The organism is Nonomuraea jiangxiensis (assembly GCF_900099965.1).
In the GTDB taxonomy this organism is placed as follows: domain Bacteria; phylum Actinomycetota; class Actinomycetes; order Streptosporangiales; family Streptosporangiaceae; genus Nonomuraea; species Nonomuraea jiangxiensis.
This window is the reverse complement of the sequence record NZ_FNDJ01000008.1, coordinates 55437-78318: the sequence shown is the minus strand read 5'-3', so window position 1 is coordinate 78318 and position 22882 is coordinate 55437. Positions and strand designations below refer to the sequence as shown.

16 protein-coding genes are annotated in these 22882 nt (G+C 68.8%); 9 read left to right on the top strand and 7 right to left on the bottom strand.

The window, feature by feature from the left end; translation table 11 throughout:
* Positions 1–3 precede the first annotated feature (3 nt).
* Entirely contained in the window at positions 4–555 is a 552-nt protein-coding gene (locus BLS95_RS18690; protein ID WP_090932919.1) for a CGNR zinc finger domain-containing protein, read from the top strand.
* Between the two features lie 51 nt (positions 556–606).
* On the opposite strand, the gene BLS95_RS18685 is transcribed toward BLS95_RS18690, so the two are convergent.
* Positions 607–1194 (bottom strand): TetR/AcrR family transcriptional regulator, encoded by a 588-nt coding sequence (locus BLS95_RS18685; RefSeq protein WP_090932917.1) that lies wholly within the window; start codon positions 1192–1194, stop codon positions 607–609.
* 285 nt (positions 1195–1479) lie between these two features.
* Complete coding sequence (locus BLS95_RS18680; RefSeq protein WP_090932915.1) at positions 1480–1953, bottom strand: hypothetical protein; 474 nt, start codon at positions 1951–1953, stop codon at positions 1480–1482.
* A gap of 126 nt (positions 1954–2079) precedes the next feature.
* Here BLS95_RS18680 and BLS95_RS18675 point away from each other — a divergent pair, with 126 nt between their 5' ends.
* A complete protein-coding gene (locus BLS95_RS18675) occupies positions 2080–2283 on the top strand; it encodes a hypothetical protein (RefSeq protein WP_090932913.1) in 204 nt (67 codons plus the stop codon).
* 192 nt (positions 2284–2475) lie between these two features.
* On the opposite strand, the gene BLS95_RS18670 is transcribed toward BLS95_RS18675, so the two are convergent.
* Positions 2476–3807, bottom strand: coding sequence for a hemolysin family protein (locus BLS95_RS18670; protein WP_090932911.1), 1332 nt, complete (start codon positions 3805–3807; stop codon positions 2476–2478).
* Positions 3808–4238: 431 nt separating this feature from the next.
* Between BLS95_RS18670 and BLS95_RS18665 the strand changes: the two genes are divergently transcribed.
* Positions 4239–4787: a DUF6939 family protein gene (locus BLS95_RS18665; protein WP_090932909.1), complete on the top strand. Its 549-nt coding sequence runs from the start codon at positions 4239–4241 to the stop codon at positions 4785–4787.
* Here BLS95_RS18665 and BLS95_RS55750 read toward each other — a convergent pair.
* The 3 genes from BLS95_RS55750 to BLS95_RS18655 form a co-directional block, all read right to left on the bottom strand.
* On the bottom strand, positions 4781–4945 hold the full coding sequence (locus BLS95_RS55750) for a hypothetical protein (RefSeq protein WP_176993260.1): 165 nt from the start codon (positions 4943–4945) through the stop codon (positions 4781–4783). The genes BLS95_RS18665 and BLS95_RS55750 overlap by 7 nt on opposite strands.
* Positions 4946–5397: 452 nt before the next feature.
* Complete coding sequence (locus BLS95_RS18660) at positions 5398–6612, bottom strand: NAD(P)-binding domain-containing protein (RefSeq protein WP_218135868.1); 1215 nt, start codon at positions 6610–6612, stop codon at positions 5398–5400.
* Positions 6613–6647: 35 nt separating this feature from the next.
* Positions 6648–7196 (bottom strand): OsmC family protein, encoded by a 549-nt coding sequence (locus tag BLS95_RS18655; RefSeq protein WP_090932905.1) that lies wholly within the window; start codon positions 7194–7196, stop codon positions 6648–6650.
* Between the two features lie 447 nt (positions 7197–7643).
* Between BLS95_RS18655 and BLS95_RS18650 the strand changes: the two genes are divergently transcribed.
* From BLS95_RS18650 to rox, 3 genes are all read left to right on the top strand, one after another.
* Entirely contained in the window at positions 7644–10796 is a 3153-nt protein-coding gene (locus BLS95_RS18650) for an amidohydrolase family protein (protein ID WP_176993259.1), read from the top strand.
* A 118-nt stretch (positions 10797–10914) separates the two neighbouring features.
* Positions 10915–11856, top strand: a complete 942-nt coding sequence (locus BLS95_RS18645; protein ID WP_090932902.1) for a hypothetical protein — start codon at positions 10915–10917, stop codon at positions 11854–11856.
* A gap of 380 nt (positions 11857–12236) precedes the next feature.
* Positions 12237–13667, top strand: a complete 1431-nt coding sequence (gene rox, locus BLS95_RS18640) for a rifampin monooxygenase (RefSeq protein WP_218135867.1) — start codon at positions 12237–12239, stop codon at positions 13665–13667.
* Between the two features lie 546 nt (positions 13668–14213).
* On the opposite strand, the gene BLS95_RS18635 is transcribed toward rox, so the two are convergent.
* A complete protein-coding gene (locus BLS95_RS18635; RefSeq protein WP_176993258.1) occupies positions 14214–15008 on the bottom strand; it encodes a class I SAM-dependent methyltransferase in 795 nt (264 codons plus the stop codon).
* Positions 15009–15366: 358 nt separating this feature from the next.
* Here BLS95_RS18635 and BLS95_RS18630 point away from each other — a divergent pair, with 358 nt between their 5' ends.
* The 3 genes from BLS95_RS18630 (at position 15367) to BLS95_RS18620 (ending at position 22770) form a co-directional block, all read left to right on the top strand.
* Positions 15367–16740 carry an FAD-binding oxidoreductase gene (locus BLS95_RS18630; protein WP_090932896.1) on the top strand — a complete coding sequence of 458 codons (1374 nt, stop codon included), beginning with the start codon at positions 15367–15369 and terminating at the stop codon, positions 16738–16740.
* 125 nt (positions 16741–16865) lie between these two features.
* Positions 16866–19772, top strand: a complete 2907-nt coding sequence (locus BLS95_RS18625; protein WP_143043778.1) for a hypothetical protein — start codon at positions 16866–16868, stop codon at positions 19770–19772.
* A gap of 187 nt (positions 19773–19959) precedes the next feature.
* Entirely contained in the window at positions 19960–22770 is a 2811-nt protein-coding gene (locus BLS95_RS18620; RefSeq protein WP_090932892.1) for an AfsR/SARP family transcriptional regulator, read from the top strand.
* Positions 22771–22882: the final 112 nt, after the last annotated feature.

Sequence of the window (22882 nt, the reverse complement as noted above, 5' to 3'; positions counted from 1 at the left end):
CGGATGCGCCAGTTCGCTGAGACAGGACTCGTGGCGATCGATCTGGCCAACACGTGGGACGAGTGGCTGGACGACCCCGAACGATTGCCGGACGTGGCGGCGCTGCACCGGTTCTGCGCCGAACTGAACGAACCCTTCCGCATCGGCACCCCAACCGCGGAACTGCCCGACCTGGGTGATCTTGAGGAGGTTCGGGAGGTGCGCGAGCGGTTGCGCGCGATGCTCGCCTGCGACCCTCCCGAGCGAACCCGTGCGCTGGCCCGATGGGTGGACGAGCTCCCGTTGCGGGCGCTCGTGCAGGACTCGTCCGGGACACCCCGCCTGCGGCTGGCCGCCCAGGACGGGACGGGACTGGCCGACCGGATCGCCGTACGCGCCGTTGCCGAGCTCCTGGACATCGCCGCGTCGGGCGATTGGGAACGGCTCCGCCTCTGCGCGGCGGGCTCGTGCGAGGACGTGTTCGTGGACCGGAGCCGCCCGGGAAGGCGCCAGTTCTGCTCGACCCGCTGCGCCAACCGCGCCCACGCGGCGGCCTCCCGCGCCCGCCATCGATGACATACGGGAACCGTGCTCCCTACCGCCCTCCGGCCCGCGGACCTGATCGATCTATCGACTGGCGAGTCGCTGCTCGAATCCGGTGACCATGGCGAGCAGCCCGGCCATGAACCACTCGTCGTAGAACGGCTCCTCGGGCGCGGCCGGTGCCGGATCGGCTCCGGGGGGCGTGCCGACCTGCGCCAAGGCGTGTCCGAGCACGTACACGCCGACTGACTGCACGGCCGTCAGCGCGTCGGCCTGTGCGACCCCGCCCGCTTCAAAGGCGGACAGCAGTTCCGTGAGCAATCGCAGGCCCAGCTCGACGTCCACGGGGTGGGTGGCCAGGAGCGGCACCGCGTTGGGATGGGCCAGCAGCACCTGCCGGTACGAGACGCCGAACGCCGCCAGCGCCTCGGGCCAGGACGCCTGCTCAGGACGTCCGGCCACCGACTCGGCGAAGATGCGGTTGACCACCTCGGCCAGGAGCGCGTCCCGGCCGGGCACGTGACGGTAGAGGGACATGGCCGCGACTCCGAGCCGGGTCCCGAGGCGGCGCATGGTGAGGGCGTCGAGCCCTTCAGTGTCGAGGATCTCGACCGCCGCGCCCACGATACGATCCGGGGTCAGAACCGCGGGCCGCCCCGGACGTCCTTTCATGGAGCCAGCATAACGGCGGGCGTGGTACCCAGCATGATCAGGGCAAGCCTGCGGTGCTGAAGATCGATGACCACGTTCTGCCCTCCGTCGGAAGTTCTTGAGCGTGCCGGGCGGAGTCGCGGCGGTAGGTCTCGCGCTGCGCGGCCGTGCCGACCCCGAAGTGCGGTAGGGCTGCCTCCTCTTCTGCCCGCCACCCGGCCGCGCCTCGCGGGAGGTCGGACAACGCCGGCCGGCCTTCAGATGCACCCGTCACGGTCGGGGGCCGTGCGGTCAATGGCGCGTTCATCACGGTGCGGGGGTTACGGGGTTGGTTTTCGGGAGCCTGCCGGTTGACCTGATGGCGAAGACGATGGTGGCGGCCAGCATGGCCAGGGTGAGCAATGCGACCACGGTGTGCTGGACGTCGATGACCACGTCATGGCCCGCGGTGGGCAGGAACCGGAGGGTCTCGGTGTAGTACTTCTGGTAGTCCGCGCGCTGGGCCGCGGTGGCGGGGCCGAAGTACGGGATCCACCAGCTCATGAGATGTCCGGCCAGGCACAGCGTGCTCAGCACGATCGCGGTGATCCGAGTCCAGGTTCGGTCGAGCGCCACGGCGCCGGCGATCAGCAGCGGGATCGGATAGTTGGCTAACGCCGCGAGCGCCCGGTCCTCGGCGCTGATCGCGGCGAGGTCGTTCAGGGGGAACATCGGCACCCAGTCGATCAGGACGAGCCAGCCGAGCCAGACCAGCGGGGCGAGCATGGCGATCTTCTTCATGGAGTCCCTCCTTGTGGTTTGCTTACTCTGTAAGCTTACGACGTAAGCAAAATAATTCGCAGAAGGGCCTCCTGTCAACGGCGCAGGATTGCCGCCCGGTCGGCTGCGGTGCGGGAGGATTCGTTGATGGCGTCATCGCGCCTGTGGCGGGTGTTCGGCGTCGTGGCCGCCGGTTGGGTGCCCGGCGTGGAGCCCGTTGCGGCGATCGAGGCCGCGCGGGAACGCCGTGTCGACGCGATCGCCGATCCCGATATCCCGCTGAACATGCGCGGCGGCCTGCTGGCGGGCTCTGCCACGATCGGTTCTCGGCGGTCACCGTCCGCGGGATGACCACGTCATGCGATCACCCCGCGTCCGCAAATCGGGGCCGACGACAAGGTGTCATGCGGGCGCAGGGCGCCATGCTTCCGGCCACGCCAACAGCCGCTATCTGCGCATCTGCACCAACCCGCCCGACGACGTCGCCGCCGGCTTGTACTAGGGACCCTTCGAGATCCCTAGTCCTTCGTCCTGTGAGAGTGGTTAGGACGGTTGCTCGGACTCCCGTGCCTGGCCGATTGCCGCGGTGGCGGGGACGGTGCTGACGCGCACCTGGGTGATGGCGTGGCGGTCGATGGCCGCGACCTGCAGCCGCCAGTCGCCGGTGGTGACGGTCTCGCCCGGGGCGGTGGGTACGTGGCCGAGCAGGGCCAGGACGAGGCCGGCGATGGTGGTGTAGTCGCCGTCGGGGCGGGTTTCGAGGTGTACGTCGAGATCGGGCAGGTCGTGGATGGGGAAGCCGCCGGGCAGCAGCAGGCTGCCGTCCGCGTCGGGCCGGATGTCGATGCTGTCGCGGTCGGTCTCGTCGTAGATCTCGCCGACGACCTCTTCGAGCAGGTCTTCCAGGGTGACGATGCCGTCGATGACGCCGTGCTCGTCGATGACGAGGGCGAACTGCTGGCGTTCTGCCATGAAGCGGCGCAACGCGTCGGCGACGGGCAGGCTGTCAGGCAGCAGGAACGCCGGGCGCGCGACGTCGGCGGCGGTGGCCCCGGTCTTCTCGTCGGTGTGGTCGTGCGTGATGAGGTCGCGCAGGTTGCAGATGCCGACGACGTCGTCGAGGGCGTTGTTCCGGATGATGGGGGCGCGGGAGTGACCGGAGGCGGCCAGTGATAGACGTGCCTCGTCGATGGGGGTGTCGGCGTCCAGCGTGAAGACGTCGCGGCGGGAGACGAGGACCTCGCGTAGCACGCGTTCGCTGATCTCGACGGCGCCGGAGATGATCAGGCGTTGCTCGTGGGTGAAGCCGCGGTGGGTGGCGACCAGGTCGCGGACCTCCTCCGGGCTGATCTCCTCGCGGTGCAGGTCAGGGTCGCCGCCCATGAGGCGGACGGCCAGGTCGGTGGATTTGGCCAGGGCCCACACGACGGGACGCGAGATGGTGGCGATGAAGCTCAGCGGCCTGGCGGCCAGCAGCGCCCACGTCTCGGCGCGCTGCATGGCCACCCGCTTGGGCGCGAGCTCGCCGAAGACCAGAGTGAGGAAGGTGAGCACGATGGTCACCAGCACGATGGCCACCGGGCCGGCGGCGCCGCCGAGGAAGCCGAGCAGCGGCACCAACGGTTCGGACAGGGTGACGGCGGCGGTGGCCGAAGCCAGGAACCCGGACAGCGTGATGACCAGCTGGATGGTGGCCAGGAACCGGTTGGGGTCGCGGGCCAGGCGAACCAGGACTTTCCCGCCGGCGCTCTGCTTCTCCAGTCGGCGTAACTGACCCTCCCTCAACGAGATCAGCGCCATCTCGCTCCCGGCGAAGATCGCGTTGACGATGACCAGGACCAGGACCAGGGCGAGCTGAAACGCGTAGCCGTCCACGGCAGAAGTGCTCCTTGAAGCGGGTGAACACCGGCTCAGGGCCGGCGAAGGGGAAGGCGATCAGCCGACGCGAGTGGTCGGCGACGCAGGAACGGCGCGCCTCGTCCCCGCCGTCGGCGGGAAGGGGCGCGTACTGTGCCATGCGGGACGCAGGCGGGCAGGCCAGCCGGTGCGAAGACGCTGGTGGAAGACAACAAGCCGGGCCGATGCCCGGCCTGGTACTGCACTCTTCCACTTACCTCGCGACTCCGCTCTTTCAGTCCCAGCAGCACAGGTCATGGCGGATAACGTGCGAAGTCAGGGCAAAGTTCCCGACCCGTCCGGCCGCAGCGGCAGGCGCGCCGAGCGGGACGTCGGGCGGGCAGTAGACGGTCAGCGTGGGAAATGCGACTTCGAGCGAAACTGTCACACCCGCGTGGCAACCTCCCTCCATGCCTGTTCACGTCGCGAGCCGCCGTCGTACCACTCTCCGGCGGGATTTCCCTGACGCGCTGATTCTCGATGTGACATCCCGGGCGGACGAGCCGTGGATCCGCCTCAGCCCGTTCTACCCGCATGGCGGCATCCCGGTGCCCGGCCATCCGGGTCGAACCTCACAGTCCGTCGAAGGCGTCTGGCAGGCGTTGAAGGTGTTCACCACCGAGCAGGAGGACTTCACCAAGCTGGACATCACCACGATGAAGGGCATCAAGCGAACGGTCCGACGACTCGGCCCGCCGCTCGGTCATCGGCTCGACGGCCGTCTGCTCGGCTACGAGGAGGCCAGGCGTGTGGTGTACGTTCCGACCTATCACTGGGTGCTCGACCACCGAACCTGCGAACTCATCGACGAGCTCCGCGAGCTGAGCAGCCACCGAACCGTTGTACTGCTCGACTACACGACCAACGGGGACATAGCAGACCTCTCGACGCCCCTGTCACACGCGGCGCTCATCGCGCAACGGCTGACCGGGCAGGCGCGCCCATTGCCGCCTTACTGAGGCAGCGGCGCGCCGATGACGGCGTCCAGATCGGACGGCAGCCGGGGGAGGCGGCGCAGCTCTCCGGAGGTGGAGCCGAAGAGGAACCACCCGAGATGGTCACCGCCTTCGACGCTCCTCATGTAGAGCAGGATCTCGTCGTCGCCGCGCCAGTCCATGACGAACGTCTCGGTGGCACCGCCGAGGCCGGGCAGCGGGTGACGCTTGATGACCCGGCCGGTCCTGGCATCGCGGATTTCCAGGGTGCCGTTCGCTGACCGGCGTTGGCCAGGATCCGCGTGTTGGTCATCTCGCCGGGGGTCAGGACGGGGGACAGGTGGTGTTTGACCGTTCACCCCGTTCGGTGCTCGGCTTTCCGGTCAGGTGGAGCCGCCAGCCGGGGCATTGGACCGTGCCCGCAGGGGGCCACGAGGAGGATCCTTTGTCGCATGGGCCGTCGTTGGCAAGGGCGTACTGCCGGCGCATGTCGGTGCTCCGCTGACGGGGAAGACCAGGGTAGCGATCTTTGAACTGGGGCACCAGATCGGCCAGGATTGGGTCATGGTGAGGGACGACGAGCCCGCTGGGGCGATCGTTACCGTCCGACGGAAACCGCCCGCGGGGGTCGGAATTACCGGCGTACGGCCAGTTGCCGCGCGAGGTGTTCGACCACCTCGCGCGCGTCGGCCTCGACACCATGGATGAACGAGGACCTGCGCCGCCGCAGCACGGGCAGCCCCAGCGCGTACAGTCCCGGGCTGTCGACCACGCCGCCCTCGTGGCGCAGCCGGCCCTTCGCGTCGATCACGGGCACGTCGAGCCATCCGTAGTCAGGCCGGAACCCCGTCGCCCATATGATCGCGATGACCTCGCCGCTTCGCAGGTCAAGCTGTAGCCGTGCGGCCTCGGGCACACGAGTCGGCGCGAAGCGCTCAGGGGGCTCCACCTCGGCGTCACGACCGTGCGTTTTCGCCCATTCGTCGAACGTGTCCAGCAAGCGCTCCATCTTGAGGTCCGCGAGCGAGAACACGTTGCGCAGGCCGCCGGAGAACAGCGCACGGCCGTCACGGACAGCCGCCCAGCGGCCCACCATCTCGACCCCCATCGAGGCGAGTGTGTTGAGATCGAGCGTCGTCCGCTCGGGGGTCCCCACGAGCTGAGGTGAAGGCAGTCGCCGGGCCCGCGAGAGATCGTCGATCTCATCGAATCGCTCGTCCCACACGCCCGAGGCGTCCATCCACCACAACACATCGCGTCCGCGGTACGTGCGGGGCATCCGCACATGCTCCCCCACCGAGAGAATCACCGGCCGCCCGGACCGCCGCAGCTCCGCAGCCAGCTGCACGCCGGTGGCCGAGGCCCCCACCACGAGCACGCCGCCGTCGGGGAGCTGGCCGGGGCCACGGTAGTCGAACGGTGTCAGCTGTTCGACGGAGTCCGGCACCGCGTCAGCGAACTCCGGCAACGCCGGAAGGTTGCAGGCGCCGCTCGCGATGACGATGGTCCGGCAGCGGATCTCGCCGCGGCTCGTCGTCACCTGGTATCCGTCGTCGGTACGTCGTACCGATGTGACATTGGTTCCGGTCCGGACGGGAGCACGGGAGAGCGTGGCGAAGCGCTCGATGAACTCGGTCACTTCCCCCATCGTCATGTAGCCATCGGGATCGGGGCCTTCGTAGCGATGGCCCGGCAGGCGGCTCTGCCAGTTGGGGGTGAGCAGCCGGAAGGAGTCCCAGCGTTCGCGTCGCCACGAGTTCGCCACCTCGCCACGCTCCAGCACGACGTGATCGATCGAACGTTCGCTGAGGAAATGGCTTGCCGCGAGGCCCGCGTGCCCCGCGCCGATGACGACTGTCGTGACGGACTCGATGGCTCGGCTCCTCAGGCGACTTCGACGGTGACGTTCGTCGGGTTGGTGAGAGCGTCGAACACGGCGGAGCGCTTCTGGGACTGGGCCACCAGAGCCTCGATGTCCTGCTTCGATGCGTCCGCGTCGATGTTGAACGTCACCTTGATGTCGTTGAAACCGTTACGGACGTCGCCGTCGACGCCGAGGATCCCGCGGATGTCGTGCTTGCCTTCGAGCGTCGCCTCGACCGAGCGCAACTGGATGCCGCGGTTCTGCGCGACGGAGGCCACCCCGGCCGTCAGGCAGCTCGCCAGGCCGACGAGGAGGTACTCGATCGGCGTGATGCCGTTGTCCTCCGCCGCGAAGACCTCGGGATGGTCGGCGTCGAAGACCGCTTCGCGCTTGTGACTCTGCTCCTGCCCGAGACCGAAGAACTCCTTGACCGTCGTGGTGCTGTGGACGCCGTTCTGCCATCTGGAGGACGCCCGCCAGACGAACTGCGCGGCCTCGGGCGCGCCCTTCAGCACCTCGCGTGCGTCCAGCAGTGCCTGAACGTTCACTCCGTTGGTGACCGCGGTCATGTCCCGCCCTTTCACATGCTTCCGACACTTCCGATAGGTATTTGACCACATACCCCGCGTGGCGGGCTACCGTAGCCCACTGCCGACGGCCGGATCGCACATCGACTCGCCCGGCCGTCCGGTCCGATAGAGACCCACGATGCGAACCCGTCCCACCGGCTCCTCTTGACCAAATCTGTTGACCGACGTATGCACATTCCTATGCAGGTACTTTGGCCAAGCAGGTCCCAGTGCTCTCAATGAGCGCAGCAGCCCGCCTCTGCTCGATGAGTCGTCGGCAGGCAGGTGGTGGCGATGTTCAACCGGATGGGCTCCAGGCCGATAACGCATTTCGCCTCGGGCCATGAATCGCGCGTCATAACGTCCAGCCGTTCGCTGACGCCTGTTTCCAAGCCGTCAGCTCGATGACTATCTGACCATGCGTGAATAGTGGAGTGGAAATCCCCGATGTCTGACGCGTTCACCTCCACCTCCGGATCGATGTCCCGCCGGGCCGTCCTGGCGGGCGGTGGTGCCGCCCTCGCCGCCGTGCTCACCCCGGCCTTACCGGCGAAAGCCGGCATTGCAGGGAACGCCGGTAAGACCACCGTCGCCTCCGGCACCGACTTCGCCGTCGCGCCCTCGCCCGACGGCCGCCTGCTCGCCCTCGACCTGCTCGGCGTCCTGTGGGTCTGCTCCGCCTCCGGGGGCACCGCCCGCAGGCTCACCAGCGACCTGTACGACATCGCCCAGCCCGACTGGTCCCCGGACGGCCGCGCCATCGTGTTCCAGTCGTACCGCGACGGTGTCTTCAACCTGTGGACGATCCGGCCCGACGGGTCCGCGATCAGGCAGTTGACCACCGGCCCGTTCGATCATCGCGAGCCCCGCTACAGCCCGGACGGGCGTACCATCGCCTACTCCTCCGACGCCGGGGGCAGCTACGGGATCCACCTGCTCGATGTCGCCACCGGAGCGACCCGCGTCCTGACCGACACCTCCGCCGAGGAGTACGAGCCGGCCTGGTCACCCGACGGGAGCAAGATCGCGTTCGTCGTCGCCGACACCAGGATCGACGTCGTCGAGGTCGCCACCGGCACGCGCAGCAACGCGGTCACGGTCCCCACCGGTCAGGTCATTCACCAGCCGTCCTGGCTGCCGAACGGCACCGACCTCGCCTACCACCTCTTCCACTCCGGCGCCAATGATCTGGCCGGCACCGCGGGCACCCTCGTCAGCGGCGAGGAGGTCTTCCCGTTCCGTGCCCGGTTCGCCCCGGACGGACGCTACTTCTACACCTCCGCGGGCACCATCAAGGTCCGCCGCCTCAACTCCGCGTCCGTCGGCACCATCGGCTTCACCGCCGCGCTGACGGCGACGACTCCGAAGTACAAGAAGAAGGTCCGCGTCTTCGACGAGCCCGGGTCGTTCCCCGTCGTCGGAATCGGCAGCCCGGCCGTGTCCCCGGACGAGTCCGCCATCGCCTTCCGCGCGCTCAACGACATCTATCTGATGCGTATCGGCGGCACGCCGGAACCGCTTTTCCGTGACCGCTGGTGGAAAGCCGACCCGGACTTCTCCCCGGACGGGCGGCAACTGGCATTCGTCACCGACCGCACCGGCACCCTCAATATCTGGGTCCGTGACCTGAGCACCGGGGCCGACCGGCAGCTGACCCGGTTGTCCGGCTCCGCCGCCCTGTCGGTCCGGTGGTCACCCGACGGGAGGGAGATCGCCTACCTGGACCAGGACGGAGCCCTGTGGGTGGTGGACGTCTCCACCGGCGACATCCAGAAGATCTTCGACGCCACCTTCGAACCGGGCCGCCCGACCTGGTCACCCGACGGCAGAACCCTGGCGCTGGCCGCGGTGGTGCCGTACTCGCGACGCTACCGTGAGGGACTGTCCAAGATCCTGCTCGTCGACCGGGCCACGGGCGCCGGTACGTACATCGACCCCGCGCCACACCGATCCTTGCAGACGCGGGGTGACGACGGCCCTGTCTGGTCACCCGACGGCACCATGCTCGCCTTCGCCATGGAATCGCTCCTGTGGGTCCTGCCCGTCGACCGGACCGGACGGCCCACCGGCAGCGCCCGTCAGGTCACCCACGAGGTCTCCGACTCGCCTGTCTGGGCAGGCGGCTCGGCCACCCTCCTCTACCTGAACGAGGGACGTCTCAAGAGCGTGTGCCTCGACGGCAAGCCCGCCCGGTCGATCCCGATGCGGCTGACCTGGCGCAACGACCCCGGCCCCGATCAGGTCGTCATCCACGCGGGCCGCATGTGGGACGGCGTCTCCGACAGGGTCGTCCGCGACGTCGACATCATCGTACGAGGCCAGCGCATCACCGCGATCGAGCCGCACCGGGAAGGAAGACCCGGCGCCCGGATCGACGCCCGCGACAGGTTCGTCATGCCCGGCCTGATCGACATCCACCATCACCGTGAAATGCAGGGGTACGCCTACGGATCACGGCAGGGTCCGCTCTGGCTCGCCCTGGGCGTCACCACGACGCGCTCACCCGGCTCACCGGCGTACCACATGGTGGAGGAGCGCGAGTCGGTGCAGTCCGGCGCCCGGCTCGCACCGCGCTACCTGGGCACGGGCGAGGCCATCGACGGGCCGCGCATCTACTACAACTTCATGCGCCCGACGTACTCCCACGACCAGCTCCGGCTCGAACTGCGGCGGGCCGCCGCCCTCGACTACGACATGATGAAGTGCTACGTGCGGCTCCCGGTCGCCTGGCACAAGGAGGTCATCGACTGGGCCCATCGCCAGGGCAAGCCGGTGAGCTCGCATTACCACTACCCGGCGATCGCCATGGGCGGCGACCAGACCGAGCACATCGGCGCCACCAACCGGTTCGGCTACTCACGTACCGTCACGAACGTCGGCTCCGCCTACTCGGACGTCATCTCCATGTTCAACGCCTCGAAAATGGCCAGAACCCCCACCCTGTTCAACTCCTCGACCCTCTACAGGGACGACACCTCGCTGGTCACCGACGAACGAGTGCGCCGGCTCTACCCGAACTGGCGGATGGCGGCCCTCCAGGCGACGGTCACCGCGGCGCAGACCGCCGACCCGACAGCGGTCCGGGTGATCCGGACGAACCTCGCCAACCAGGTCGCGCAGATCGCGGCGATGATCCGCGGCGGCGGCGTGGTCACCGTCGGCACCGACGCGCCGATCGACCACCTCGGGCTCAGCCTGCACATGAACCTGCGCGCCATGGTCAAGTACGGCCTGACCCCGCGGGAAACGCTCACCGCCGCGACCAGCACGTCCGCGACCTACCTCGGCCTGCCGCTGGGCAGGATCGCCAAGGGCATGTACGCCGACCTGGCCATCATCGACGGCGACCCGCTGTCCCGCATCGAGGACGCCGCCAACGTCACCGCCGTCGTCGTCGGCGGGAGACACCACACCGTCGAGCAGCTCCTCGCGCCTTACCCCTCCTCCTCCACCACCAACCAGGCGACACCCGCGGCCTCCGCTCCTTCCGGCAAGGTCAAGGACCGCGTCCCCGTCCACCCGAGCGCAGCGAGCCACTGGTGGAACGACCCCACCGAACTTGAGGGAGCCCGAGTCGCCTGCTGCCACGACGGATGCTGAGACCCCGCTGAAGACCGGGCCATGCCACCTGCGGTGAGCGTGTTGCCGGCCCGGCGATCGCTGCGCAAGGCCGGCCGGCCTTGCGGAACGTCCGGTCCGGCTCGTTCGTCATCATTGCGTGACGCTTTCCCCGGAACTTGACGAACGGCTGCACGAGGCGTCCGCCAGGATGCACCGCGCCGAGCACGTCCGGCGTCTGCGCGAGACCACCGCGCAGCAGATCGCGGACGTCCGCAGCACCCTGGAGGACCTGGAGGTCGAGCTGGCCCAGGAGGAGCGTGACGTCGCCCGGCTGGAAGGCGGGCTGTCCGCCGTTCTGGCCCGCATGCTGGGCAACCGCGAGGAGCGGCTGGAGCGCGAGCGTGCCGAGGCGGTGGTGGCCAGGGAGCGCGTGGACGGTCACCGGGCCCGGCTCGCGCAGCTCGAAGCCGACGCGGCGGCGGCCGACGCCGAGCTGGCCGTGCTCGAGCCCGCGTCCCGGGAGTACGCCCGGCTGCTGGCCGAGAAGGAGCAGCAGCTCATCCGGAGCGGCGATCCGCGCGCGCGTGAGCTGGCCGACCTCGGTGCCGCGCTCGACCGGTTGAGCGCCCATGTGCGCGAGTGCGATGAGGCCCACCAGGCGGGGCGGGGCGCGCACGAGGCGCTCGGCGTCGTGCTGGGCTTCCTCAACTCGGCCAGGAACGCCTCGACCTTCGACATGTTCGGCGGCGGCCTGCTCGCCGACGCCTACGAACATGACAAGCTGACCAGCGCCGACGAGGCCGCCTGGCATGCCCAGCGGGCTCTGGACGTCTTCTCCCGCGAGCTGGCCGACATCGGGGTCGCGGCCCGGCCGGTCATGCCCAAGGTGGACACGCGGTGGTTTGTGGACGCCTTCTTCGACAACATCATCAGCGATGTGCTCAAGCATCAGCGCATCGAGAAGACCAGGGCCGAGGTGAAGAAGCTGGCGCAGTGGGTGGCCGACACCGGGGCGCACCTGCAGGCGCGCCGCGCCCAGTTGCTGGCCGAGCGCGCCCGACTGCTGACCAGGCGCGAGGAGCTTCTGCGCCCCGCCTAGCCACTCGCCGAGAGCCTCTTCGACGGGAACGCCCTCGGCCGCCGACGAGTGCATCACGAAGATCAACGACAGCCGTGATCATGTGGCTGGTAAAGGATTGGACGGGATGATGCCCGGGCTTGTAGCTTGCAGTCGACCGTGACACCGCCCGAGGAGGTGAGACCCATGAACGCTGTATCGATGTGGGTGCTCCCTCTTCGCGTCACGGTCGGGCGATTGACGTAGGTGTCGCCGGGAGCGCCTCGCCAACAAGGCACTCCCGAAAGGCAACACCAATGCACTCTCAGCAGGTCACCGCCGAGCCGCCGTCCAACGACACGGTGGGCGAGGTCCCCCGAGTTCTCTGGTCGCCGGCCTCCGGCGCCGATCGCGCGCCCCTCATCTTCGATGTGATCATTGCCGGCTGCGGGCCGACCGGTGCGATGCTGGCCGCCGAACTGCGGCTGCACAATGTGCGGGTACTCGTTCTGGAGAAGGAAACCGAGCCCAAGTCGTTCGTCCGCATAGTCGGTCTGCATATTCGCAGTCTCGAGCTGATGGCCATGCGCGGACTGCTGGATCGCATTCGCCAACACGGAAGACAGCGTCCGGCCGGCGGCTTCTTCGCCGCCATCCCCAAACCCGCGCCCAAGGACCTGGATTCCGCGTACGCCTATCTGCTGGGCATCCCGCAGCCGGTCATCGAACAGCTGCTGGAAGAACATGCCATCGAACTGGGCGCGCAGGTCCGGCGCGGTTGCGCGGTCGCCGGTTTCGAGCAGGACGACGAGGGTGTGACCGTCGAGCTGGCCGACGGGGAACAGCTGCGTTCGCGCTATCTCGTCGGCTGTGACGGCGGGCGCAGTACGGTGCGTAAACTGCTCGGTGTCGGCTTCCCCGGCGAGCCCTCACGGACCGAGACGCTGATGGGCGAGATGGAAGTGGGCGTTCCGCAGGAGGAGATCGCCGCCAAGGTGGCCGAAATCCGCGAGACCCATCAGCCATTCTGGCTCCGGCCCTTCGACGAAGGTGTCTACAGCGTCGTAGTCCCCGCCGCGGGAGTCAGCGATCGCGCGGAACCGCCCACCCTCGAGGATTTCCAACAACAGCTGCGCACCATCGCCGGAACCGATTTCGGCGTGCACTCCCCGCGCTGGTTGTCCCGCTTCGGGGACACCACCCGGCTGGCCGAACGTTATCGGGTCGGGCGGGTGCTGCTGGCCGGCGATGCGGCACACATCCATCCACCCATCGGCGGACAGGGCCTCAACCTGGGCGTTCAGGACGCATTCAACCTCGGCTGGAAACTGGCCGCACAGATCCGCGGCTGGGCGCCGGAAACACTGCTGGACACCTACCAGGCCGAACGCCGTCCGGTCGCCGAGGACGTGCTGGACAACACCCGCGCCCAGATGGAACTGCTGTCCACCGAACCGGGCCCGCAGGCCGTGCGCAGGCTGCTCACCGAACTGATGGACTTCGACGAGGTGAACCGCCATCTGATCGAGAAGATCACCGCGATCGGCATCCGCTACGACTTCGGCGAAGGCCCCGATCTGCTCGGCCGCCGCCTGCCCGACATCGACGTGAAACAGGGCAACCTCTACGGTCTGCTGCATCACGGCCGCGGCCTGCTGCTGGACCGTACCGAACGCCTGACCGTCGGCGGCTGGTCAGACCGGGTCGATTACCTCGCGGATCCCACTGCGACACTGGATGTTCCGTGCGTCCTGCTACGCCCCGACGGCCACGTCGCCTGGATCGGCGACGATCAGCAGGACCTGAACGACCACCTCTCCCGCTGGTTCGGCAAGCCCGCCAACCGCCCATGAGGATGATCGGAACGGCCAGTAGCGACTGACCATCGCAAGGCTGGAGGCAGCATCAACCGCGGGGTGAATCGGCGCAGGCGTCCGCGCGTCCGTATAACGGTCGTTTGACGACCGGAAGTCGGTCCGCTGTGGCGCTCATCGGCAGTCAAGGGTGCTGGAGGGCATAGCGGCCGGCGAGCACAACGAACGCTCTTTGAGCCTGGATCTGCCCCGGGCCTTGTCGGAGGACCGGCCAGCGTACGTTGTCGAGCGTGCAGACGAGCCATCGACCGTTCGCAGCCACCGTCTGGTTGAAGGTCCGGTCGCAGCCGTCCTGGTGCCGCCGGCAGAACAGGCTTTTCGGGGCGCCATCGTGCGCGCGGGCGCGGCGCCGCTGCCAGGCCTTCAGCCAGACGTGCGCACCACTTCCGAGCCTGGCTGTCGCAGATAAGCCCGGCAACCAGCGGCTCCGCGAGTGGTTCCGTAGGAGGGCGTCGGTGCTATCGCAGATAGTGGCTCACTATCTGCGATAGCTCGGGTGCCGGTTCCGATCTCGTCCACCGACGGTCAACAGGAAGGCAGCGCGCCTCTTCGTCTGGCCACCAGGACGTCAGTCATCAGTTTCTGCTCCCACCGGCCTGTCGGACTGTCGGCCAGCAGCGCCTTCCGCAGCGCCTCAACGAAGGCGTGCAGTCGATCGCCGAGTACGGCGGGTGAGCTGTAAGAGTAGGAGAGCTGTAGCCCGACCAATCCCTCTACGTCCCACACCAGCCGCCGCCTGAACGTGCGGCATTCCAGATCGCTGAACGGTGAGGTGGCCAGGATGTCGTGGTGATGTTCTTCGGTGGCGTGGTAGCAGTTGGCCGCCGCACTGATCTCGAGGTCGAAGTCCTCACATACCCTCCGCTCGACCGGCTGCCACGGCTGCGCGCTCGGCTGCCATGGTTCTCCCGACAGCCGGGCCGGGCCGACCAGTGCCACCACACCGCCAGGCGGCAGCAGCTCATCCAGCTCCGCCAGCACCGTCCTGCGGTCCATCCAGTGAAATGACCTGCCCATCACCGCGTGGTCGAACGGCGGCAGCGCGCGCAGCATCGTCGAGTCGCCTCGTATCCACATAATGTTGGGGATGTCGGCGGCCAGGCGCCGGCCCTCGGCCAGCATCTCTTCTGCCGGGTCCATGGCGAGCACCATCTTCACCCGACCGGCAAGCGGGATCGCGATCGTTCCAGGACCACAGCCCAGGTCCAGCACCCGGCTGTCCGCGCCGAGCGCTCTGGCCAAGTGCTCGATCACTGCTTGCCCGTACGTGGGACGGTATCTGGCGTAGTACGGCGCAGCGCTGCCGAACAAGTCCTCCACGCACAAGGACTTTAACCCGCTGGCGGCGCCAGCATGTCCATCCGCCGTCGGCGGAGGCAGTGGGGTCCCGCAAGGGGTGCAGCCCGGCCCCGGCCAAGAGCGAGGTGAAGGTGTAGCGGCCGAACATATTGATGCGGGCATCAACCGCCCCGTGACTACCGCCGCTCCAGTCGCCTCTCCTCCGCTGGAACGGTCTGATCGAGCAGCCCTGTGCTGCGGCGACATCCCGTCTGCCGACGCATGATCTGGGCAGGGGTGAGCTTCGCCGCGCTTCGTACGGGCATGGCCCGCGCCGGCACTGGTCAGGACGTCTGATTCGTACAAGACCGCCACTTCCTGCACGGGCACGATGGCCTGCATGAACGTGTCTCCAAGCCAGATCTTCGGACCCGGTGAGCATGAGTATGACGTCGGACGGATGGGGCTCAACCGAGCTGTGGAGTCGCGGCCCGCGTACGTGGTCGGCGCGGCCGGCGAGCAGGACGTGGTGGCCGCCGTGCGGATGGCGGCGGCGCAGGGCCGGGCCGTCGGCGTGCTGGCCAGTGGCCACAGCCCGACGGTGGCGGCGGACGGCGCCGTGCTGATCAACACCGCGCGGATGAACGGTGTCGAGGTGAACCCGGAAACCAGGTTCGCCTGGGTCGAGGCGGGTACGCGGTGGCGACAGGTCGTGGACGTGGCCGCCGCGCACGGCCTGGCCCCGCTCAACGGTTCCAGTCCGAATGTGGGCGCGGTGGGCTACACGACCGGGGGAGGCGCGGGACTGCTCGGCCGCCGCTACGGGTTCGCCGCGGATCACGTACGGCGGCTGCGGATGGTCACCGCCGACGGCCGTCTGCGCGAGGTCACCCCCGGCAGCGACCCCGACCTGTTCTGGGCGGTTCGCGGCGGCAAGGACAACTTCGGCGTCGTCACCGGCATGGAGATCGAGCTGTTCCCGGTGTCCCGGCTGTACGGCGGCGGCCTGTACTTCCCCGCCGAGGCCACCTCCGACGTGCTCCACGTCTACGCCGAATGGAGCCGTTCGCTGCCGCGCGAGATGGCCTCCTCGGTGCTCCTGGCCCAGAACCCCGACCTGCCCATGGTGCCCGCGCCGCTGCGCGGCAGGTTCGTCGCCCATGTGCGGATCGCCTTCAGCGGCGCCGAAGGCGGTGCGGAACTGGTGCGGCCACTGCGCGAGATCGGCCCCACTCTGATGGACACGCTGCGGGACATGCCCTACGCCGAGGTCGGCACCATCCACCACGAGCCCACCGACGCCCCGTACGAGGCCTATGACCGCAACGTGCTCCTGCACGAGATCGACAAGAAGGCGGTCGACACGCTCGTGGCCCACGCGGGCCCGGACGCGCAGCCGCCGTTCATCGCCGAGCTGCGGCATTTCGGCGGCGCGTACGCCGGCCCGCCCGAGGTTCCCAACTGCGTCGGCGGCCGGGACGCGGCCTTCTCGCTGTTCGCCGGCGCGCCGCCCGCCCCAGGGAGCCGCGAGCGGCGCGACCGCATGCTGGCGGACATGCGTCCCTGGAGCACCGGCGGCATGAACCTCAACTTCGCCGGTGTGGAGGACATCGCTCCGGCCGTCGTCCGCACCGCCTACCGGCCCGGCGACCACACCCGCCTGACCGAGCTCAAGGCCGTCTACGACCCCGGCAACATGTTCCGGATCAACTTCAACATCCCGCCGAAGGGGACGCCGGCATGCGCATGGCCCGGCTCAGGTCGGGACAAATGAGATCGACCGGCTGGGGTACGACAATCGGGATCCGCCGGCCGTTGCCGCGCTCAGGTTGTCGCGGAGGGAAGATTGACAAGGCGTTCGGGGTTGCTCGGGTCCGGAGCTGAGTTGACCATTCGGGAATGGCCCCTACGCCGCCCGAGCGCGCATCCGGTCGCCGCGCAGTCCTCGCGCTCCTCTTCGTGATCCTGCTCGGCGGCGTGTGGCTGATCACAACGGTCGAGCTTCCCACGGCACCCGAGGAGACGCCCGCCACCGATTCAGCGGAGCCCGCCCGGGTCCGTGTCACACTCGACCCTCCGGACGTGCCGGTCGGGACGAAGAGCGTACGGGTGACCGCCCATTGCGCGCACACCGACAGCGGCGCCATCGCCGGTTCCGCTGCTTTCTCCGACACCTCGACCCTCGACGAGTCCTCGCCCGGCGGAGACGGCGTTCAGGCCGATGTCGAACTCGGCAAAGGGTTGAGGGCAGGTGCCTACGAGGTGACCGTTCTCTGTTACGGAGATTCCCGGCTCGGCACCGCGACGCTGACGGTCATCGGCAGCGCGGCCACGCCTTCGCCGTCCAAGCCCCAGCGCACCGCCACCACGACGATCGTGCTCGCCGAGGCCCGGCCGGGCGCCTGGCGACGACACCCCGACGCGGACTTCGCCATCATCGACCGAACCCCCGACCTCGGCGGGCAGGTTTTCCAGCTCACGGTCACGCACGAGCTGCGGCTGCCCGATGACGACCCGGTCGTGACCGCGCTGCGCGCGGGCGCCGCCGGTTACTCAGCCACCACGTTCGTCGAGAACAGGTTGGGCTCCGTCGGGGCTGATGCGAACAGCAGAGTCCTTTCGACCGTTTTCACCACACCGACCATCAGGGTGGAACGCGGCTCGGGGCAGGCCGTGGTGACCTTCACCGGCGTCGAGTACGGCAACTACCACAGCGGTGACGACTCCTACGTCGGCATCGAATTTTCGCCCCCCGCCGACGAGGGCGTACCTCCCTTGTCGGCACACGAGATCGTCATCTCCGCCGCCGGCTGGATGGTCGCGGGCGTGCACGGGTCGCCACCCCTGACCCAAGACCGGCACTACCTGCGGCTGGACGGCGACCGTCCGATCCGGGCGGCCTTCGTCAGAGAGGGGCGCACCGCCGCCGTGGCGGAGTACCTCATCGGCGACCAGCAGCTCGGCGAGCGTATGGAGGAGGGCAGGGACGACGCGCCACAGGAGGAGCCCATCGTCCGGGCCGACTACGAGTTCCTGGGACGGGCGGGCAGCGCGCTCGAATCGACCGCCTGGATGGCGGTCTCGCTGGCGGTCGTCTACTGCCTGGCTCGCGCACTCGGTGGCCAGTGGTGGCGCCGCCCGCGGAACTGGCTCCTGCTCGCCATACCGGTGGCGGTGTTCTTCCTGATAAGTCAGCTCACGGAATGGGCGTCCTGGACCGCTTTCGGGCTGCTGGGGGTCGGGCTTCCCCTCCTGTCGCTACTGTCGGCCGCGCGGGCGGTGAACAGCAAGAGCCCGCTCGTGGCCGGCGCGGTGGCGATGGCGATGGCAGGCGTGACGCTCTCGATCTGGGGGCTGGTGGTCGTGTCCGGACAGGCGGCTGCCGCCTGGTGGTTGGCCGCCGCGGCGGGCCTCACCGCCGTGGCCGCCGCGGTTCCCTGGTGGCGGCGGGCGCTGCCCGCCGTGGCGTTCCTGGTGCTGGGGTCCGGCGTCCTGCTGGCAGCACGGGCCCTTCTCACCGGAATCGCTCCCGGCATTGCCGTGTGGCAGCTGTTACTGGCCGTGGCCGGAGCCACCCTGGCCTTCGGCTGGGGCGTCGAAGCGAACCATGGATGGACGCCGAGGACGGGGATCTGGTGCGTGGCGGTCGTACCAGTGAGCCTGGGCGTCCTGATGTACGCGATGTGGCCGGAGGAATGGATCCTGGGGGCCTGGGTCTGGCACGATACCGGCTCCTTCGACTACGACAACACCATCGTCAGCGGCCTGTTCTACGGCGTGATACTGCTGGCGTTCGCGATGCTGATCGTCCGCGTGCAGCGGATCGGCCGGACCGCGGCCGCCCTGACGACCGCGACAGCCTGGTACACCGCCGTGCTCTACCTCATGGTGCTCCACTGGCCGCTGGCCGGCGACATCTCGTTCCACCTCGTGATGCCTCTCGTCGCGTGGGCCGCCCTCGCCTGGCTCCTGTCCGGTACGGCCCCGCCCACGCAGGTCTCCCAGGCCGAGCACCGGATTCTCGTCCGGGACCTGCTCAGGCGACGCCACATCCGCGCCACCTTGACAGACCTGTTACGGCAACGGCAGGAAACGTCACTGTCCGCCTTCAAGGAGCAGCGCACGTCGCTGGAACGCGCAGCCGACGAGAGCGCCGGTCCTGTCGACTCGGATTTCGCGCTCTCCACCCTGGCCGGACGCACACCCTGGCAGAACGGGCTGGTGGCGCTGGCGGCGGGCACGCTGCTCTCGCTGCCGTACTCGACGGTGCGGGTCGCCGAGTCGGCCGAAACCTGGCGGGGAGACGGACTGCAGTTCGTGGGCGGGATATTCACGCTGCTGTCCCTGCCCGCGCTGTGCATGGTGTTCGGCTACTTCTATTCCCGGGTACGCGGCGCCGGCCCCATCACGAAAAGCCTTGCCCTGCTGGTCGCGGCCCTTCTTACCGAGCTACCGCTTTATGTCAGGACACTCGCGATGGCCATGACCGAGGATCCGAACCTGGCCGAGACGCCACCGCCCACATCCGAGGAGGCGCTGATAGGCGTACTCGTGGGAGCGGGCAACATCGCGGTCGTCACCATCGGGCTGGGGCTGTGGTGGGAGTGGCGGCTGATGGCGTTGGCCGGGGAGCCCTGGGTGCGCATCAGGAACATCCGCTCGATCCGAGCCCTGGCCGCCCCGCTGGCCACAGTCGCCATCGCCATCGCGACGACCGCCACGACAGTGCTGGTGAACAACGTCATCACGCCACTACCGGCGGTTCAGGCCCCCACCCCGAGCACTGAGAGGACCCCAAGCCCATGAGAAGCGCGGTGGGCTCCCGTCGCCGTAGGACTCAAGGCTCCTGGCTCGCGCTCACAACGCGATGGGGCGATGGCTGAGGGCGGCTTCGACAATCTTCTCGGGCTGCACGGCCACGGAGGCAGGCACTTACCGGGGCGATGCCGAGCGAGGGCGAGTACACGCCGTGGATCCGTGAGAATGGTGATCCATGATGTACGGGTTGCTGGGTCCGGTGGAGGTACGAACGGACCATGGCGAACTGGCCCTGGGTGGCGAACGCACGCGCTGTGTGCTGGCGGTTCTGCTCCTCAACGCGAACCGGGTGGTGTCCACCCAGCAATTGATCGAGGCGACGTGGGGAGACCACGCGCCGGCGACCGCGCGGGCCCAGGCGCAGAACCGTGCGTCGAGCTTGCGGCGCCTGCTGCGTGCGGCGGGCGATGGAGACGATCCGCTGGTGCCGAAGGGGTCAGGCTACCTGATGAGTGTGGCCGACGGGCAGCTTGATCTCCAACGTATGGACAGCATGGTGACACAGGCCGAGGTGCTGGCTGGTTCCGGCCGCCCGGAGGAGGCCGGTGTGCTGCTTAGGCAAGCTCTTGGGCTGTGGCGCGGCCCGGCGCTGGACGGTCTGGACTCGCTGCACCTGCGGACCGTCGCCGATCACCTGGAGGAGCGGCGGCTGGCCATCCTGGAGCGGCGCATCGAGTTGGACCTGGCCCTCGACCGGCACGCCGATGTGGTCTCCGAACTTGAGGGCCTGGTGATCGCACAGCCCTTCCGTGAGCGGCTGCGGGGCTTGCTGATGATGGCTCTGCATGGGAGTGGACGGCATGCGGAGGCGCTGGACGTGTTCCGGCGCACGCGACGTCAGCTCATCGAGCAGCTCGGGGTGGAGCCCGGGGCCGAACTGCAGCGGCTGCACGAAAGATTGCTTCGCGGTGGCGGCGCCGGTGACGAGTTGTCGCGTCAGCGGCGGGCCAGTCTGTCTGAGGAGTCCGTACCGGCGATCACCGCCATCAAGCCGGCCCAACTGCCCGTCGCCCCGAGCCTGTTCGTCGGCAGAGCGAGTCATTTCCGGCAGCTCGACAGCATACTGCCCAAGTCACGCGATGGCGCGTCGCCGTACGTCTGCCTGATCTGGGGTGCGCCCGGCGTCGGCAAGACGGCCCTGGCGCTGCACTGGGCGCACAAGTCCCGCGACCACTTTCCTGACGGCCAGCTCTACACGAACCTGCGCGGCTTCGACCCGGCCGGTACGCCCGTGTCACCCGCCGAAGCGCTGCGTGGATTTCTGGAAGCGCTGCATGTTCCCGCGCGGCACATCCCGATGGACCTGGACGGCCGGATGGCCCTGTATCGCAGCATCGTGGTCGATCGGCGCATCCTGGTGATCCTCGACAACGCACGGGATGCCGAGCAGGTCCGGCCGCTGCTGCCGGGTTCGGCCGGCTGCCGTGCCGTGGTCACCAGCCGTCGCCAACTCGACGGGCTACTCGCCACCCATGGCGCGAAGCCGGTGATGCTGGACGTGTTCACCGAGGGCGAGGCCGTCGACTTCCTCACGGCACGGCTGGGCGCCGAGCGAGCTGATCGCGACCAGGACACGGTGGAGGCCGTGGCCGGCGCCTGCGCCCGATTGCCCCTCGCCTTGGCGATCGTGGCTGGGCGTGCGGCGGCGCACCCGCGGTTCTCCATCGCCGAGGTGCACCGCGAACTGCTGGAGGGCCGCGATCGGCTGGACGCCTTGGCGGTGGACGACCCGGTAAGTGACCCGCGCGCCGTGTTCTCCTGGTCGTACGGCGCTCTGGACGCATCGGCGGCGCGCCTGTTCCGGTTACTGGGGACCGCTCCCGGCCCTGACATCTCCGCCACGGCCGCGGCCAGCCTCGCCGGGCTCCCGTTGCGGACCACGCAGTCGCTCTTGGGCGAGCTCACCCGTGCGAGCCTTCTCGTGGAGCACGTACCTGGCCGATACACCTTCCATGATCTGCTGCGGGCCTATGCTGGTGAGCAGGCCCGCGTCCTCGACTCAGAATCCGATCTCCGGGAGGCGCGGCACCGGCTGCTGGACCATTACGTGCACCTCGCCTGTGCGGCGGCGTTGAAGCTGGACCCCCAGCGGGAGCCGATCGCACTGGACCCACCGCGCGCCGGGGTGGTCCTGATCCCATCCCCGGACCGTTCGGAGGCGTTCGACTGGTTCGTGACGGAATACCAGGGGCTACTGGCGGCGGTCCTCACGGCTGGAGACGGCTTCGAAGTCGCCGCCTGGCGATTGGCGTGGGCGCTGGCGACGTTCTGCACCCGGCAGGGGCTGTTGCAGGACCAGATCGCGATGCAGGAGACCGTCCTGGAGCAGGCCGCCCGGGCGGGCGACCTCGTCCGTCAGGCCCTGTCCCATCGGCTGTGCGCCCGGGCATGCACCATGGTGGGCGACCAGGAACAGGCGGCCCACCACTACGAGCAGGCGATCGCCATGTACGACGGCATCGGGGACCGTGGCGGCGCGGCCGTCGTCCGGCTCGGGCTGGCACGGGTATACGAGTTCCAGAAGCAGTACGAACTCGCCATCGAACAGGCGTCGCTGAGCCTGGAACTCTTCCGGCAGAGAGAGGACGGGCGCGGCCAGGCCATGGCGCTCAACGCGGTCGGCTGGAACCACGGGCTCCTCGGCCGGTACGAAGAGGCCCTTTCTCACTGCGATCAGGCGCTGGTGCTCTGCCAGCGGCTGGGAGACGCCTACGCGGAAGCCGGCATTCGGGACAGCCTCGGCTTCGCCTACCACAACCTGGGACGGTACGGCGAAGCGGTGGAGTCCTACGAACACGGCCTTCGCCTGTTCCAACAGGCCGGTGATCGCTACAACGAGGCAGATGTGCTCACCCACCTCGGTGACACGCACCAGGCTGCCGGTTCGCCCTCATTGGCACAGGCCGCCTGGCGCGCGGCGATCGCCATCCTGGATGACCTGCGGCACCCGGACGCCGACCGGATTCGCGGCCGGCTGACCGGCTGACGATCCCGCCCCCGCGACGAGGGCCGACGCCGCAGGTGGCCACGGCGTCCGATGCCGACCCGACCAGGCACCGTCTCCTCGTCACCTGATGGCGAACCTGTGAGGAATCTGT